Below are 16,267 nucleotides of genomic sequence, written 5' to 3' on the forward strand. Positions count from 1 at the left end.
GCCGTCAATCCTGACAGGTACGGGCGGCCGCGCCCACATCACCCCACCCCAGCCCTGGTACGGCGTGGCGCGTTGCACCCCTCGATACCACTGGATAGCCTCACCGGTATGACCAAGAAGATCGCGATCAGCGTCCCGGACGACGTCGCGGCGCGACTGGCGGAGGAACCCAACGTCTCCGCCTTCGTCACGGAGAGCGTGCGGCAGCGGATGGCCGGGGAGCGCACCCGCCGGGCCCTGCGACAGGTCGGCTTCCGACTCGCCGAGGACCGGCTGGCCGAGGCGGGACGCACGCTCGACGAGGCCCAGGCAGCGATCACGCCGGAGCTGCGCGCCCGGGCGGCGGCGCTGCTGAGCGAGTCGTCCCGTGGACGGTTGACCGTCGGTGGCTGACCCCGGGCTGGTGCTCGACACCGCGTGCCTGCTGGCCTATTCCGAGGGCGCCGAGACGGTCGGCGAGCAGATCGTCCAAGTGGCGGACCGAGGGCAGTCCGTGATCGTGCCCGCGCTCTGCCTGGCCGAGGCGTACCGCCGGGTGACCACCGACGGGTGGCGCCTGCTGGACATTCTGGGCGACCTCGACCAAGTGGTGGTCGCCCCGGTCGCCCACGACATGTGCATGTTCCTCGGCGGCTGGTCGCGCACGCTGGACAGCATGGACCTGGCCCAGACGGCACTGGAGGCCGCCCGGGCCACCACGCCGATCATGACCGACCGGCGGGAGCTGCTCGGCGAGGTGCTGCCGAAGGAATGGCCGGTCATCGACCTCTGAGCCGGGTGTCGACAAGATCACGGCCAGGGTTCGGCGGTTCCGGGGGCGGGTAGTGGACTCCGGCACGGGGGATCAGACGCCGCAGCTACGCTCAGTACGCTCATCGCGGTGGACCCGTCAGTACCCGGAGGTGGCCGATCGTGACCGTCCGTAGCTCCTTTGTCGTAGTGGCCAACCGACTGCCGGTCGACGAGGTGAGCACACCCGAGGGACGGCAGTGGCGGCGCAGCCCCGGCGGCCTGGTGACCGCGCTGCACCCGGTGCTCGCCGAGCACCAGGGCACCTGGGTCGGGTGGGCCGGCGGCACCGGCGCCGCGCCCGAGCCGTTCGACCTGGAGGGCATCCGGCTGCACCCGGTGCCGCTGAGCGCCGAGGAGTTGGAGCGCTACTACGAGGGCCAGTCCAACGCGACGATCTGGCCGCTCTACCACGACGCCGTCGAGACGCCCGCCTACAAGCGGCGCTGGCGCGAGGCGTACCGGTTGGTCAACGCCCGGTTCGCGGAGGCCGCGGCGGACGTGGCGGCCGAGGGCGCCACGGTCTGGGTCCAGGACTACCAGCTCCAGCTCGTCCCGGCGATGCTGCGCGAGCTGCGCCCCGACCTGAAGATCGGGTTCTTCCTGCACATCCCGTTCCCGCCGATCGAGCTGTTCATGCAGATGCCGTTCCGCGCCGAGATCCTGCGCGGCCTGCTCGGCGCCGACCTGGTCGGTTTCCAGCAGCGGCTGGCGGCGCAGAACTTCGTCCGGCTGGCCCGGCACCTGCTCGGCCTGCGCTACGAGGGGCAGATGATCCAGGTCGACGGCCGGCAGGTGAAGGCCGGCGCGTTCCCCATCTCGATCGAGACCAGGGAGATGGAACGGCTGGCCGAGGACCCGACGATCCAGGCCCGGGCCAAGCAGATCCGCGAGGAGCTGGGCAACCCCAAGACGATCATCCTGGGCGTCGACCGGCTCGACTACACCAAGGGCATCGAGCTTCGACTCAAGGCCTTCCGGGAACTCCTTGCTGACGGAAAGTTGACAGTTCCGGACGCGGTTATGGTGCAGGTCGCCACGCCCAGCCGTGAGCGCGTGGAGCACTACCAGGCACTTCGGGTGAAGGTGGAACGCGAGGTTGGCCGGATCAATGGTGAATTCGGCCGGGTCGGCGTGCCGGCTGTTCATTATCTGCATCAGTCGTACAGTCGCTCCGAGTTGGCGGCGATGTACGTCGCCGCCGACGTGATGATGGTGACCCCGCTGCGAGACGGAATGAATCTGGTGGCCAAGGAGTACGTCGCATCGCGCGCCGACCAGGGCGGCGCGCTCGTGCTCAGTGAGTTCGCCGGCGCCGCCACCGAGCTGCGCCAGGCGTTCCTGTGTAATCCGCACGACCCGGACGCGGTGAAGGACGCGTTGCTCCGGGCCGTGCACGTCGAAAAGCCCGAAGCCCGCCGCCGGATGCGCGTCATGCAGCGCCATCTGCGCAGCCACGATGTCGGCCACTGGGCCAAGTCGTTCCTCAGCGAGCTCGGTGTCCCCGATACGGAGGCTGCGTGACCCCGCCCGCTGCCGCCACCTCCTCCGGTGGTGTGCTCGACCCGGAACTGCGTGCCGCGATCGGCCGCATCGCCCGGACTCCCCAACTCCTGATCGCCTGCGACTACGACGGCACACTGGCGCCGATCGTCGAGGATCCGACCAGGGCCGTACCGCTGCCCGAGTCGGTGGCCGCGATCCGCGCGCTGGCCTCGCTGCCGCAGACCAGCGTCGCGGTGGTCTCCGGGCGCGCGCTGCGCGACCTGGCCACCCTCTCCCGGCTGCCGAGTGAGGTGCACCTGGTCGGCAGCCACGGCTCCGAGTTCGACATCGGCTTCGTCGAGCGGCTCAGCCCGGAGCTGATCGCGGTCCGGCACCGGCTCCGCCAGGAACTGCGCGAGATCGCCGCGGCCCACCCGGGCATCCGGCTGGAACGCAAGCCGGCCAGCGTCGCCGTGCACACCCGGGGGGTCGACCCGCAGGTCGCCGCCGCCGCCGTGGACGCGGTCCGCAGCGGCCCCGCCACCTGGGACGGCGTCACCGTCACCCAGGGCAAGGAGGTCATCGAGCTGTCGGTGGTGGCCACCCACAAGGGCACCGCGGTCGACCAGCTCCGGACCCAGCTCGCGGCCGGTGCGGTGCTCTTCATCGGCGACGACGTCACCGACGAGAACGCGTTCGGCAACCTGCACGGGCCGGACGTCGGCATCAAGATCGGCCCCGGCGACACCCAGGCCGACTACCGGGTGGCCGAGCCGATCGAAGCGGCCCGCGCGCTCGGCCTGCTGCTGGAGACCCGGCGGCACTGGCTCTTCGGGGAGCGGGCGGTGCCGATCGAGCGGCACTCGATGCTCGCCAACGGGCGTACGGTCGCGCTCGTCACACCGGAAGCCAAGATCACCTGGCTGTGTCACCCGAAGCCGGACTCGGCGGCGATCTTCGCCGACCTGGTCGGTGGCAGCCCGGCCGGGCACTTCACCATCGGCCCGGAGCGCGGCGGCATCCCGCTGGGCCAGCGCTACCGCAGCAACACCATGACGGTGGAGACCCGCTGGTCCGGTCTGACCGTCACCGACTGGCTGGACCTGCCGATCAAGCAGACCACGCCTGACGATCCGGCCGTGGTCAGCGGCGACTCGACCCTGGTCCGGGTGCTCAGCGGCACCGGGCGGGCCCGCGTCGAGTTCGCCCCGCGCCCCGAGTTCGGGCAGGTCGCGGTGCAGCTCCAGCCGCTCGACGACGGGCTGCTGGTGCTCGGCTCCAACGAGCCGGTCGCGCTGCACTCCCCCGGCGTCGAGTGGGAGGTCACCAACGACGCCGGGTACGAGACCGCGAAGGCGGTGGTGGACCTCTCCGCCGCGGGCGGACAGGTGGTGCTGGAGCTGCGCTTCGGTACGCAGAGCCTGGAGCCGCACCGGGTGCCGGTGCACGAGCGGCAGGCCGCCGCCGAGCAGCCCTGGAAGGACTGGGTGGCCTCGCTGCGGCTGCCCACCACCGCCCGGGACCTGGTCGCCCGCAGCGCGCTGACCCTGCGCGGCCTCACCCACGAGCCGACCGGTTCGATCCTCGCCGCGGCGACCACCTCGCTCCCCGAGGAGCTGGGCGGCGTCCGCAACTGGGACTACCGCTACTGCTGGCTGCGGGACGCGGCGATGACCGCGCGGTCGCTCGTCGACCTCGGCTCCACCGAGGAGGCCGAGGGGCTGCTGCGCTGGATCGACGGCGTGGTGGAGCGCACCGGCGGGCACCCGGAGCGGCTGCACCCGCTCTACACCGTCGACGGCTACGAGTTGGGCGCCGAGGCGGTCATCGACACGCTGCCCGGCTACGCCGGCTCCCGGCCGGTGCGGGTCGGCAACCTGGCCAACCACCAGCTCCAGCTCGACGTCTTCGGCCCGGTGGCGGACCTGATCGCCGCGGTGGCCGACGCCCGGGGCTCGGTCCGCGACGACGAGTGGCGGGTGCTGGAGAACATGGTCGAGGCGGTACGCCGCCGCTGGCACGAGCCCGACCACGGCATCTGGGAGGCCCGCCTCCCACCCCGGCACCACGTGTTCTCCAAGGTCATGCTCTGGATGACCGTCGACCGGGCGCTGCACGTGGTGCGGCAGCACGGCGGCCAGGACCGGCCGGAGTGGGTCGACCTGCGCGACCGGATCGGGGCCAACGTGCTGGAGGAGGGCTGGCACCCGGAGGCCGAGGCGTACAGCGTCGCGTACGGGCACGACGAGATGGACGCCTCGTCGCTCTGGATCGGCCTGTCCGGGCTGCTCCCCGGCGACGACCCGCGCTTCCTCTCCACCGTGCTCAAGATCGAGGCGGACCTGCGCAGCGGCCCGGTGGTCTACCGCTACCACTGGGACGACGGCCTGCCCGGCCGGGAGGGCGGCTTCCACATCTGCACGGCGTGGCTGATCGAGGCGTACCTGCGCACCGGCCGCCGCACCGACGCCGAGGAGCTGTTCACCCAGATGATCGACACGGCCGGCCCCACCGGCCTGCTCCCCGAGCAGTACGACCCGCTGGCCGAGCGGGGCCTGGGCAACCACCCGCAGGCGTACAGCCACCTCGGCCTGATCCGCTGCGCCCTGCTCCTGGACAACATGCTCAAGCAGTAACCCGACCCTCTGACGCGGCCCGGGACCAACGGTCCCGGGCCGCCTCCCATCCCCCACCCCACCCCGCCCCGCGCACCCACCCCGCCCCACCGCGTCGATCTTGCGCTTACCGCCCCCGCCAAACGGGCGAATCAGGGCATTTCGGGGGCACCAAGTGCAAGATCGCCGCAGTGGGGCGGTGGCGCGAAGGCAGGAGGGCCGCGGTCAGGGGGTCAGGGCGTGGACGACGTCGCCGATGACCACGATGGCGGGTGGGCGGAGGCCGGCGGCGGTGACGTCGGCGGCCACCGCGCCGAGGGTCGAGCGGAGAGTGCGCTGGGTGGCGGTGGTGCCCTCCTGAATCACCGCCGCCGGGGTGGTCGGCGGTCTGCCGTGCGCGATCAGCGTCGCCGCGATCGCCGCCAGGTTCTTCAGGCCCATCAGGATCACCAGCGTGCCCCGCAGACCGGCCAGCGACTCCCAGCTCACCAGCGAGGCCGGCGAGTCCGGCGCGACGTGCCCGGACACCACGGTGAACTCGTGCGCCACCGCCCGGTGGGTCACCGGCACCCCGGCCACCCCGGGCACCGCGATCGCGCTGGTCACCCCCGGCACCACGGTCACCGGCACCCCCGCCTCGGCGCAGGCCAGCAACTCCTCGCCGCCGCGCCCGAAGACGTACGGGTCGCCGCCCTTGAGCCGGACCACCACCTTGCCGGCCCGGGCCCGGTCCACCAGGATCCGGTTGATCTCCTCCTGGGCGCGCGACGGCCCGTACGGGATCTTCGACGCGTCGACCAGCTCGACGTCCGGCCGCAATTCGTCCAGGAGCAGCCCGGGGACGAGCCGGTCGGCGACCACCACCTCGGCCTCGGTGAGCAGCCGCCAGCCCTTCACCGTGATCAGCTCCGGATCGCCGGGCCCGGCCCCGACCAGTGCCACACGTCCACCGCGGCCGGCACCGGAGGCGTCGGCGGTGCGGGCGGTGCTGGCTGTGTTGGCGTCAAGCGGGTCCCGCCCCTCTACCGAATCCGTTAACAGGGGGCCCCTCCTTGCGCTCAGGAGGGTGCGGACGGCGTCGCGGACCGCCCTCGCGCGGTGCGGGTCGCCACCGCCGAGCACGGCCACCGTCACCGGGCCGTGCCGGGTCACCGCGGGCGTCCACGCGCTGGCCGCGACCCGGTCGTCGGCCCGGACGCAGAAGATCCGCCGCTCGGCCGCGGCGGCGCTCACCGCCGCGGCGGCGGCCCGGTCGTCCACCGCCACCTGCACCAGCCAGGCGCCGTCCAGGTCGGCGACGGCGAAGCGACGCGGCTCCCAGCGCAGTCGCCCGGCGTCGACGTGGGCGCGCAGCGCCGGCGTCAACTCCGGCGAGACCAGCAGGACGTCCGCGCCGGCGTCGAGCAGCGCGGGCACCCGCCGGGTGGCCACCGCTCCGCCGCCCACCACGACCACGCGCCGACCGGCCAGCCGCAACCCCAGGGGGTACGGGCTGGGCGACGCCTCCGGGGCCGGCCCGCTCACTTCTCGGCCACCCCGGCCGAGTCGAACGTGGCCACCTCGTGCAGCACCCGGACCGCGCCGGTGACGACCGGCAACGCGAGCAGCGCGCCGGTGCCCTCTCCGAGCCGGAGCCCCAGGTCGACAAGCGGTTCCAGCCCGAGGTGCCGCAGCGCCACCGTGGCGCCCGGCTCGGCGCTGCGGTGCCCGGCGACCATGGCGCCCACCGCGTCCGGCGCGAACGCGGCGGCGGCCAGCGCGGCGCTGACCGCGATCACGCCGTCCAGGAGCACCGGCACCCGACGCGCGGCGGCGCCGAGGATCAGCCCGGCCAGCGCGGCGTGCTCCAGCCCGCCGACCGTGGCGAGGACGCCCAGCGGGTCGGCCGGATCGGGGGTGTGCCGCTCCAGCGCGGCCCGCACCACGCCCACCTTGCGGGCGTACGTCTCGTCGTCCACGCCGGTGCCCCGGCCGGTTGCCGCCGCCGCGTCGACGCCGGTGAACGCGGCGACAAGCGCGGCGGCCGGCGTGGTGTTGCCGATGCCCATGTCGCCGGTGAGCAGGATGCCGGCGCCGGCGTCGACCAGCTCGCCGGCGATCCGGATGCCGGTCTCCACCGCCGCGCGGGCCTCGTCGCGGGTGAGTGCCGCGGTGACCGTCATGTCCCGGGTGCCGGCCCGCACGTTCGCCGCCACCAGACGCGGCCCGGCCGGGTCGGCGGGCGTCGCGACGAGGCTGGCGGAGAGCACCGCCGGGGCGGTGGGCGGGCCGTCCGAGGCGGCCGGGTCGGCGAGCGGATCGTTCGAGACGGCGGAGAGCGCGGCCGGGGCGGCGGACGGGCCGATCGGGAGCGGGGTGGCGACGCCGACGTCGACCACGGTGACCGAGGCGCCGGCCTGCCGGGCGAACGCGTTGACCACCGCGCCGCCGGCCAGGAAGTTGCCGATCATCTGGGCGGTGACCTCCTGCGGCCACGGGGTCACCCCCTGGGCGTGCACCCCGTGGTCGCCTGCGAAGATCACCACCGCGGCCGGATCGGGCAGCGGCGGCGGGCAGGTCCCGGCCAGCCCGGTGAGGCGTACCGAGAGCGGCTCCAGGGCGCCGAGCGAGCCGGCGGGCTTGGTCAGCCGGCCCTGCAGCTCGCGCGCCGCCGCCATGGCCGACTCGTCGAGCGGGCGGATCGCCGCGACGGTGGACTCCAGCATCATGCCTCCAGGATCCGTGCCAGTGTCTCGATGAACGCGTCGGTGGTGGCCCGGTCGCGGACCGCGATCCGGAGCCAGTCCGGGCCGAGCCCGGGGAACGTGTCGCCCCGGCGTACCGCCCAGCCGTGTTCGCGCAGCCGCTCCCGCAGCGCGGCGGCGCCGGGCGTGTGGATCAGGACGAAGGCGCTGGCCGGGCGCCCCGCCACGCGTACCCCGGGCAGGGTGGCCAGGCGGGCCACCAGGTGCTCGCGGTCGGTGGCGAGCCCGGCGGCGATCGCGCGCTCGGCCGCGACCGCGACCGGCCCGGCGCAGGCGGTGGCGGCGGCGAGCGCGGGCGTGGAGACGGCCCAGAGCGGCTGGGCGGCGGCGAACCGGGCCAGCAGGTCGGCGGCGCCGAGCAGGTAGCCGATCCGCAGCCCGGCCAGCCCCCAGGTCTTGGTGAGGCTGCGGACCACCACGAGGCCGGGCAGGTCGCGGCGGGCGGCGAGGGATTCCGGCTCGCCGTCGACGCCGGGCGCGACGGTGGTGTCGGCGAACGCCTCGTCGACCACCAGCACCCGGCCGGGGCGGGCCAGCGCGGCGATCGTGTCCGCCGGGTGCAGCACCGAGGTCGGGTTGGTGGGGTTGCCGACCATGACCAGGTCGGCGTCGGCGGGCACCCGGGCCGGGTCGAGCCGGAAGCCGTCGGCCGGGTCGAGCAGCACCCGGTCCACCCGGTGACCGGCGGCGCGCAGCGCGGCCTCCGGCTCGGTGAACTGCGGGTGCACCACCACCGGGTGGCGGGTGTCGCGCAGCGCGCGGGCGATCAGCACGAAGCCTTCGGCGGCGCCGGCGGTGAGGAGTACCTCGTCCGGGGGTCGCCCGTGCCGGTGACCGACGGCGGCGCGGGCGGGCCCCGGGTCCGGGTACGCGGCCAGTTCGCCCAGCGCGGCGGTGACCGGGTCGGCCAGCCAGTCGGGCATCGGGGCGCGGCGCACGTTGACCGCCAGGTCCACCAGACCGGGCGTGGCCTCGGCGTCCCCGTGGTGTCCCAGGTCGGGTTCGATGGGCGCGGCGGCGGGTGGCGGTGCGGGCATGACCGCGATCCTGCCGGGAAGCCGCGTCCCGGGACAGCGCATCCCGGCGTGGGTCGCGTCACGGCCTCGCCCGTTTATGAATTCTTCTCATTTCCGAATCGGAAATGTCATAGCTTGACCCCGTGAGCAACCGACCCCTTGCGTCCGCCGGTCGTGCCGTGCCCCTTCTCCGTGCCGGGCTGATCGCCGGCATCGTCGTCGCCGCCGCGTTGTACCCGATGGCCGCCGTCACCGGCATCGGCGCGAAGGCCACCGCGCACGCCGTGGAGCAGAAGACGAACATCCTCAAGACCGCGCTGCCGGCCGAGACCTCGTACCTCTACGCGCCCGACGGCAAGACCGTGCTGACCATGTTCTACGAGGAGTACCGGCAGTACACCAAGGTCGAGAACATGTCGCCGAACATCCAGCAGGCGATCGTCGCCGCCGAGGACAACCGCTTCTACCAGCACCACGGCGTCGACCCGAAGGGCGTGGCGCGCGCCTTCGTCTCCAACGCCCGCTCCGGCGGCGTCTCCCAGGGCGCCTCGACGCTCACCATGCAGTACGTCCGGATGGCGCTGCGGGACAGCGCGAGCACGCCGAAGGAGGTCCAGGAGGCCACCCAGCAGACCAGCCTGCGCAAGGTCAAGGAGATGCGCATGGCGCTCGACATCGAGAAGCACCTGAGCAAGGAGCAGATCCTCGAGCGCTACCTCAACTCGGCCTACTTCGGCCACCGGGCGTACGGCATCTACGCCGCCTCGCAGATCTTCTTCTCCAAGACGCCGGCCACGCTCACCCCGGTCGAGGCGGCCACGCTCGCGGGGCTGGTGAAGTCCCCCTCCGAGTACGACCCGATCACCTCCGACCAGAAGGACGCCACCGGCCGACGCAACTACGTGCTGGACAACATGGCCCGCCTCGGCTACCTGTCGCCGGACGCCGCCGCCGCGGCCAAGGCCCAGCCGATCAAGCTGAAGCTGACCGACCCGCCGAACGACTGCGCCGCGATCGACGGCGCGCACCGCGCCTGGGGCTTCTACTGCGACTACCTGAAGAACTGGTGGAGCTCGCAGCCCGCGTTCGGCGAGAACCGCCTCGAACGGATGGACAAGCTGCGCCGCGGCGGCTATCGGATCGTGCTCGCGCTCGACCCGAAGACGCAGGCGGCGGCCGAGAAGAACGTCGGCGCCAAGGACAACACCGGCAGCCCGTTCGCCAACGGCATCGTGGTCGCCGAACCCGGCACCGGGCGGATCAAGGCGATGGCGGTGAACCGGAACTACTCGCTCGACCTGGCCGAGAACCCGAACAGCTCGAACCCGGAGGCCGGCCCGAAGGTCAAGGCGAACTACCCGAACACGGTGGCGCCGCTGCTCGGCGGCGGGACGCTTCCCGGCTACCAGGCCGGCTCCACGTTCAAGATGTTCCCGATGCTCGCCGCGCTCAACGCCGGGATGCCGCTGTCCACCGCGTACGACTCGCCCTACCGGTACCAGTCGGCGATCTACGACGGCTGGGCGCCGTCCAACGCCAGCGGCGCGATGACCGGCCGGCAGACCATGTGGTCCGGCTTCGGCAAGTCGGTGAACACCTACTTCGTGCAGTTGGAGGAGAAGGTCGGCGCGGACGCCGGGGTGCGCCTGGCCGAACAGCTCGGGCTGCGCTGGCGTACCGACGTGGACAAGGAGCAGGCGTCACCGGCCAAGGCGAGGAAGTGGGGCGCGTTCACGCTCGGCGTCTCCGACGCCACCCCGCTGGAGATGGCGAACGCGTACGCGGCCGTCGCCGCCGACGGACGTTACTGCGAGGCGATCCCGGTCAACGCGATCATGAACCGGGACGGCACGCCGACCACCTGGTCCACGCCGGGCGGGGTGCAGCGCGAGGTGGCCAAGCCCCGGTGCCGCCAGGTGGTCAACGCGGACGCGGCCCGGGCCGCCACCGACGCGGCCCGCTGCCCGACCGGCGACACCCCGGCCAAGGGGAGCTGCGGCGGCTGGTCGACGGCGGACAGCGTACGGAAGACGGTCGGCCGGCCGGTCGCCGGGAAGACGGGCACCACGGACAGCACCCGGTCGGCGTGGTTCGTCGGCTACACCCCGGAGCTGGCCGCGGCGAGCTTCATCGCCGATCCGGACAACCCGTTCAACGCGGTGGGTGACGGGCAGTCCCAGATCCCGGTGAACGCGGTCGCCGAGACGCTGCGCGACGCCCTGAAGGGCCAACCGACGCGCCAGTTCACCCCGCCCTCCGACCAGATCGTCGGCTGACCGCCCCACCGACCGCCCGGGGGTGCGCCCGGGTTAGTTGATCAAGGAGTTTGCGCCCGGGATCGCCCGATCCCCGACGCGAACTCCTTGATCGACGTCGGGCGTGCGGGGCGGGGGCGGGTGGGGGCTCAGTGGAGGTCGGCGGCCACGAAGGACCACAGTTCCAGGTCGACGCGGGCGCCCCGGACGAAACCCGCGTTGCGGAGCAGGCCCTCGTAGCTGAAGCCGGCCTTCTCGGCGACCCGCCGGGAGGCGACGTTGCCCGGTGCCACCCGCAGCTCCACCCGCTGGAAGCCGTGCTCCAGGATCAACGCGATCGCCACCGCGTCCACCGCCTCCACCGCCAGGCCGAAGCCCCGGGCGTGCGGCGCGAGCGCGTACGACACCTCGGTGAGCCGGGCGCCCCAGTCGGTGCGCCGGGTCCAGAGGCAGCCGACCACCCGCTGGTCCTCCCGCCGCACCACCGCCCAGTGGTCACCGTCGCCGCTGTCCCGCCGCTGCCGGGCCAGCTCGGTGCACCAGGCCCGCCCGTCGATCTGCCCGGCCGCCTCGGCCAGCGGCAGCCAACGCTGGGTCTGCCGGTCGGCGAACACCTCGTCCACCGCCTCCGCGTCCGCCGCGACCAGCCGGCGCACCTCGATCCGCGGGGTGGAGACGGTCAGCGCCGGGAACCGGCGTACCGCCACCTGACCGATCACGCCGGAGCCGCCACGGACGCCCGGGCGGCGGCCACCAGCCGCTCGGCGACACCGGGAAGCGCGGCCCAGTGCGGCACGAGCTGCGAGGCGTGCACCCCGTGACGGACGAAGCCCTCCGGCGTGCCTCCGCCCCACTGCCAGGCCGGCCGGTCACCGGCCCGCGGCGTGAGCACCGCCGCGTGCTGCTTGTGCCCGGTCACCGTCACGCCGGCCGACGCCACCACACTGCCGGTGACCGCGGTGGCCTCCCGGTAGCCGACCACCAGGCCGTCCCGGACCGTGCCGACCGCGTCGAGCACCCCGCACATGGGCAGACCGTCCAGCTCACGGGCCAGCCAGAGCAGGCCGGCCCCCTCGGCGACCACCGGCCGGCCGGAGCGGGCCAGCTCGGCCACCGCGATGCAGAGCCGCCGATTGGCGGAGAGCTGCTCCGCGTACGTCTCCGGGAGCGCGCCGCCGACGACCAGCGCGCGGGCCCCGGCGGGCAGCGCCTCGTCGCGCAGCGGATCGAGCGTGACCACCTCGGCGCCGGCGGCGCGCAGCAGCTCGACGGTCTCCGGATGGCTGTAGCTGCCGGCCGGGCCACCGGCCAGCGCGACCACCGGCCGCTCCGCGGCGTCCGACGGCCCGTCCGCCGGGTTGGGCGACCAGGGCTCGACGGTGAGCGCGGGGGCGGAGCGGGCCAGCGTGAGCAGCCGGTCGAGGTCGACGGTGGCGGCCACCGCCTCACCGAGCCGGCGCACCCCACGCTCGGCCTCGGCGTCGCCGCGCACCACCGGCGCGGCCCCGTGCCGGCGGGCGGGCAGTACCGGGGGCAGCTCGTGCCGGCGCAACGCGCCGTAGACCGGCACCCCGACGTCGTCCAGCGCCTCCCGCAACAGCGTCTCGTGCCGGGGCGAGGCCACCCGGTTGAGGATCACGCCGCCCAACCAGAGCTGCTCGTCGTACGCCCGGAAGCCGTGCACCAGCGCGGCCACCGACTGGCCCATCGCAGCCACGTCCACCACCAGCACCACCGGGCTGCGCAGCGCGGTGGCGACCGCGGCGGTGGACTCACTCTCCGGCCGGCCGGCGACCGAGTCGTAGAGCCCCATGGTGCCCTGCACCAGCGCGAACCCGGCCCCGGCCGCCCCGTGCGCGAAGAGCGGGCCGACCCGCTCCGGGCCGACCAGCCGCGGATCCAGCGTGCGCCCCGGCCGGCCGGCGGCCAGCCCGAGGTACGCGGCGTCCACCTGGTCCGGGCCGACCTTGAACCCGGCCACCGCAAGCCCTCGGTCGGCGAGGGCCGCGAGCAGGCCGAGGGAGAGGGCACCGGTGCCGTGCCCCGAGGAGGGCGCGCTCAGCACGACGCGCGGCACGTCGGTCATTATCGACTCCTGGATCCTCCGGGGTGATTTCCGCCCGCGTGACCATACCCGTCCGGTCCGCTCCACGACGGCCGCCCGCCGCCCCGATCACGGCCGGCAACCGCGAGTGGCCCCGCTCATACGGGTAGCCTTGACCACCGTGTACCGGTTCCTGCTGACCCCGCGCTGGCTGGGCTACCTGGCGCTGACCCTGGTGGCCGCCGCGGTGATGGTGTTCCTGGGCAACTGGCAGCTGGACCGCTACCACGGGCGGACGGCGGTCAACGAACGGATCGACGCCGGCGCCACCATGACGCCCGCGCCGCTGCGGAACGCTCTGCCCGCGCCGACCGGCGGCCCGGGCAGCGTGGGTCCGGCCCCGGCGGGGCGCCTCACCTGGAGCCGGGTCACCGCCACCGGCCGCTACGACACCGCCAACGTCGTCCTGATCCGCGGCCGGACCGTCGACAACACGGTCGGCTTCGAGGTGCTCACCCCACTGTTGCTCGCCGACGGCACCGCGGTGCTCGTCGACCGCGGCTGGATCCCGCCCGTCCCGGGCGCCGGCGCGACCGTCCAGCCCCCGGTGCCGGTGGCGCCGACCGGCGAGGTGACCGTCACCGGCCGGGTGGTCGGCAGCGAGAGCGGCGGCGGTGGGGTGGCCCGCCGCGACGGCAAGCTGGAGGCCCGTCGCATCGACATCTCCCGCCTGGCGAAGCAACTGCCCTACCCGGTGACCGGCGGATACGTGCTGCTGGACGGTCAGACGCCGGCCGCCGACCCGGCGTTCCAGGCGGTGCCGATCGGGCACACCAACAACTGGCAGAACTTCGGCTACGTGTGGCAGTGGTGGATCTTCGCGGTGATGAGCCTGGTCGGCTACGGCTGGGTGGCGCGCCGGGAGGCCCGGCGACGGGCCGGCCTGGACGGCCCGCGCATGCCGGTGGACCGGGCTGCCGAACCGGCAGCCGCCGGGCCCGCCGCCCCCTGAGCCCCGGCCGGCCGGCTCAGCCGGTGACCCGGCCGGCGTGGATCGCCCGGACCGCGTCGATCGTGTCCGCCTCGGCGGCGGTCTTGTCGTCCCGGTAGCGCACCACGCGGGCGAAGCGCAGCGCCATCCCGCCCGGGTAGCGGCTGCTGGTCTGCACCCCGTCGAACGCGATCTCGACCACCTGCTCCGGCCGCACCCGGACCACCCAGTCGCCCTTCTCCACGGCCAGTGCCAGGAACCGCTCGGTCTGCCAGCGCAGCAGCTCGTCGGTCAGCCCCTTGAACGTCTTGCCGAGCATGACGAACTCGCCGGTGCCCGGATCGCGGGCGCCGAGGTGCAGGTTGGACAGCCAGCCCTGGCGCCGACCGCTGCCCCACTCCACCGCCAGCACCACCAGGTCGAGCGTGTGCCGGGGCTTGACCTTGACCCAGGCCGCGCCGCGCCGCCCGGCGTCGTAGGGCGCGGCCGGGTCCTTGACCACCACACCCTCCTGACCGGCGTCGACCGCCGCGGCGAACGCCGCCGCGGCCTGCGCCGCGTCGTCCACCTCCACCCGGCCGACCAGCAGCGCCGGGTCGACCGCGCGGGCCAGCGTCGCCCACCGCTCCCGCCCGGGCAGGTCGATCAGGTCGGCGCCGTCGAGGTGCAGCAGATCGAAGAAGTACGGCGTGAGCACCGGCTCGCCGGCACGCTCGGCGGCGGCGAGCACGGCCGGCGCGACCGGGGTGCGGCCGGTGGTGCTGGGCGTGGTGCGCCGGGCCGCGTGGCTCGACGTCTGCTGGAACGGCAGCGGTCGCCCGGCCGCGTCCAACCCGATCGCCTCGCCGTCGAGCACCAGCTCCCGGGCGGGCAGCGCGCGGACGGCGGCCACCACCTCGGGCAGCCGGCCGGTGATCTCGTCGAGGCTGCGGGTGAACACCGCGATGTCCTGACCGGAGCGGTGCACCTGGATGCGGATGCCGTCAAGCTTGACGTCGACCACCGCCGGCGTGCCGGTGGCGGTGAGCGCCTCGTCGACCGAGGGCGCGCTCTGGGCCAGCATCGGCGCGAGCGGGCGGCCCACCTGGAGCCCGAACCCGGCCAGCGCGGCGGCGCCGCCGGTGAGCGCCGCGACCGCCACCGCCCGCAGGTCGCCGGCGAGCAGCAGGGCCCGGCGGACGACCGTGACCGGCACCTCGGCGGCCCGGGCCACCGCCTCGGCGAGCAGGCCGGCCTGGGCGCCCTGACGCAGCTCCCCCCGGAACAGCCCGACCAGCAGGCGTTGCTCGTCGGCGGTCGCGGCGGCGAAGAGCCGGCCGACCAGCTCCCGCCGCCGGGCCTGGGAGCCGGTGCCGCCCACCCGGGAGATCTCCTCGATCGCCGCGTCGACGCCGGACACGGTCAGCGTCGGGGCGGCGGCCGGCGGCGGCAGGTCACGCAGCCCCGCCCAACCGACGCCGGTCTGCCGTTGGCGCAGCTCACCGGCGAGATAGCCGGCGCCGGCCGCGATCTCGGCCGGGTCGAGCCCGCGCAGCGCGGCGGCCAGCAGCTCCACCTTGGCCCGTCGACCACCGGTGGCACCGACCGCGGCCGAGGTGGCCGCCAGCTCCGCGAAACGCACGCCCACATCCTGCCAGTCACCTGCGACAGCGGGGCGCTTCCGGCGGCCCGGCCCACCGCATCGGGTGCGCCGGGCCGGCCGGATCGTCCCGCCGAGCCGATCGCGCGGTCGGTCGGATCGCGCGGTTCGCGCAGCCGGCCGGATCGCGCGGTTCGCGCAGCCGGCCGGATCGCGGGGATTGCCCAGCCGGTCGGATCGCGCCACGCGGGCGGATCGCGCGGCCGGGCGGGAGGATCAGGCCGAGACCGGCTCCTCCACGCGCAGGCCGCGCCCGCGCACGCCGTCGGCGACCCGGGTGAGCAGCGCGTCGAGCGTGACCAGCGTGGCGGAGAGCTCACCGAGCTGTTCCTTGAGCGTGGCCTCGGGCCACGCGGAGACGTCAACGTCCCCCAGAGCACGGACGGCGGCCTGGAGCCGCGCCATCTCGTCGTTCGTACGCATGTTCGAAAGGCTATAACACCCGGCCTCCCGACACACCGCAAACTCCGACATCCGTCCCGAAGTTACGGTTTCGACACCGGGCGCGGCGCGACCGGGCGATGAGGTTGGTCGGAGGCGATATACCGCAGAGGCATAATTATGACCGTCAGGCATATCGCTTCCGACCGCATCGCCCCACCTTCCCGTCACCCACCGTGACGGAGTCGGGCGCCGTGAGTCAACCGGGTGCCGTGACCGAGGGCGCCGTGACCGGGCCAGGCACCCCG

Annotated in this window: 13 protein-coding genes; 6 read left to right on the forward strand and 7 right to left on the reverse strand. The window is 74.3% G+C overall.

What is annotated here, in order from left to right:
* The first annotated feature begins 108 nt into the window (after positions 1 to 108).
* The 4 genes from OG767_RS25920 (at position 109) to otsB (ending at position 4,910) form a co-directional block, all read left to right on the forward strand.
* On the forward strand, positions 109 to 393 hold the full coding sequence (locus OG767_RS25920; protein WP_281937371.1) for a hypothetical protein: 285 nt from the start codon (positions 109 to 111) through the stop codon (positions 391 to 393).
* Positions 386 to 772, forward strand: coding sequence for a hypothetical protein (locus OG767_RS25925; protein ID WP_405090895.1), 387 nt, complete (start codon positions 386 to 388; stop codon positions 770 to 772). Before OG767_RS25920 ends, OG767_RS25925 begins: the two co-directional genes overlap by 8 nt.
* A 140-nt stretch (positions 773 to 912) precedes the next feature.
* The gene (locus OG767_RS25930) at positions 913 to 2,313 is read left to right on the forward strand and encodes a trehalose-6-phosphate synthase (RefSeq protein WP_107155943.1); all 1,401 of its coding nucleotides are present in this window, start codon (positions 913 to 915) and stop codon (positions 2,311 to 2,313) included.
* Positions 2,310 to 4,910, forward strand: a complete 2,601-nt coding sequence (gene otsB, locus OG767_RS25935) for a trehalose-phosphatase (protein ID WP_405090896.1) — start codon at positions 2,310 to 2,312, stop codon at positions 4,908 to 4,910. Before OG767_RS25930 ends, otsB begins: the two co-directional genes overlap by 4 nt.
* A gap of 204 nt (positions 4,911 to 5,114) precedes the next feature.
* Here otsB and cobA read toward each other — a convergent pair whose 3' ends face one another.
* From cobA to cobC, 3 genes are read right to left on the reverse strand one after another with little or no spacing between them, the layout of a single operon-like run.
* Positions 5,115 to 6,413 carry a uroporphyrinogen-III C-methyltransferase gene (gene cobA, locus OG767_RS25940; protein ID WP_405090897.1) on the reverse strand — a complete coding sequence of 433 codons (1,299 nt, stop codon included), beginning with the start codon at positions 6,411 to 6,413 and terminating at the stop codon, positions 5,115 to 5,117.
* The gene (locus OG767_RS25945) at positions 6,410 to 7,594 is read right to left on the reverse strand and encodes a nicotinate-nucleotide--dimethylbenzimidazole phosphoribosyltransferase (protein ID WP_405094312.1); all 1,185 of its coding nucleotides are present in this window, start codon (positions 7,592 to 7,594) and stop codon (positions 6,410 to 6,412) included. Before OG767_RS25945 ends, cobA begins: the two co-directional genes overlap by 4 nt.
* Positions 7,594 to 8,670 (reverse strand): Rv2231c family pyridoxal phosphate-dependent protein CobC, encoded by a 1,077-nt coding sequence (cobC, locus tag OG767_RS25950; protein ID WP_405090898.1) that lies wholly within the window; start codon positions 8,668 to 8,670, stop codon positions 7,594 to 7,596. The genes OG767_RS25945 and cobC overlap by 1 nt, the downstream gene beginning before the upstream one ends.
* Positions 8,671 to 8,792: 122 nt before the next feature.
* Here cobC and OG767_RS25955 point away from each other — a divergent pair, with 122 nt between their 5' ends.
* The gene (locus OG767_RS25955; RefSeq protein ID WP_405090899.1) at positions 8,793 to 10,925 is read left to right on the forward strand and encodes a transglycosylase domain-containing protein; all 2,133 of its coding nucleotides are present in this window, start codon (positions 8,793 to 8,795) and stop codon (positions 10,923 to 10,925) included.
* Positions 10,926 to 11,053: 128 nt separating this feature from the next.
* Here the strand turns inward: OG767_RS25955 and OG767_RS25960 are convergent, their stop codons facing one another.
* A complete protein-coding gene (locus OG767_RS25960) occupies positions 11,054 to 11,623 on the reverse strand; it encodes a GNAT family N-acetyltransferase (RefSeq protein WP_107162677.1) in 570 nt (189 codons plus the stop codon).
* Positions 11,620 to 12,990 carry a cobyrinate a,c-diamide synthase gene (locus OG767_RS25965; protein ID WP_405090900.1) on the reverse strand — a complete coding sequence of 457 codons (1,371 nt, stop codon included), beginning with the start codon at positions 12,988 to 12,990 and terminating at the stop codon, positions 11,620 to 11,622. Before OG767_RS25965 ends, OG767_RS25960 begins: the two co-directional genes overlap by 4 nt.
* A gap of 139 nt (positions 12,991 to 13,129) precedes the next feature.
* On the opposite strand from OG767_RS25965, the gene OG767_RS25970 reads away from it, so the two are divergent.
* Entirely contained in the window at positions 13,130 to 13,960 is an 831-nt protein-coding gene (locus OG767_RS25970; protein WP_405094313.1) for an SURF1 family protein, read from the forward strand.
* A 16-nt stretch (positions 13,961 to 13,976) separates the two neighbouring features.
* Here the strand turns inward: OG767_RS25970 and OG767_RS25975 are convergent, their stop codons facing one another.
* Both OG767_RS25975 and OG767_RS25980 read right to left on the reverse strand, forming a co-directional pair.
* Positions 13,977 to 15,560, reverse strand: coding sequence for an ATP-dependent DNA ligase (locus OG767_RS25975; protein ID WP_396777430.1), 1,584 nt, complete (start codon positions 15,558 to 15,560; stop codon positions 13,977 to 13,979).
* 234 nt (positions 15,561 to 15,794) lie between these two features.
* The gene (locus tag OG767_RS25980) at positions 15,795 to 16,001 is read right to left on the reverse strand and encodes a hypothetical protein (protein WP_091571646.1); all 207 of its coding nucleotides are present in this window, start codon (positions 15,999 to 16,001) and stop codon (positions 15,795 to 15,797) included.
* Between the last annotated feature and the right edge of the window lie 266 nt (positions 16,002 to 16,267).

The organism is Micromonospora sp. NBC_01392 (genome assembly GCF_045040125.1).
Taxonomy (GTDB): domain Bacteria; phylum Actinomycetota; class Actinomycetes; order Mycobacteriales; family Micromonosporaceae; genus Micromonospora.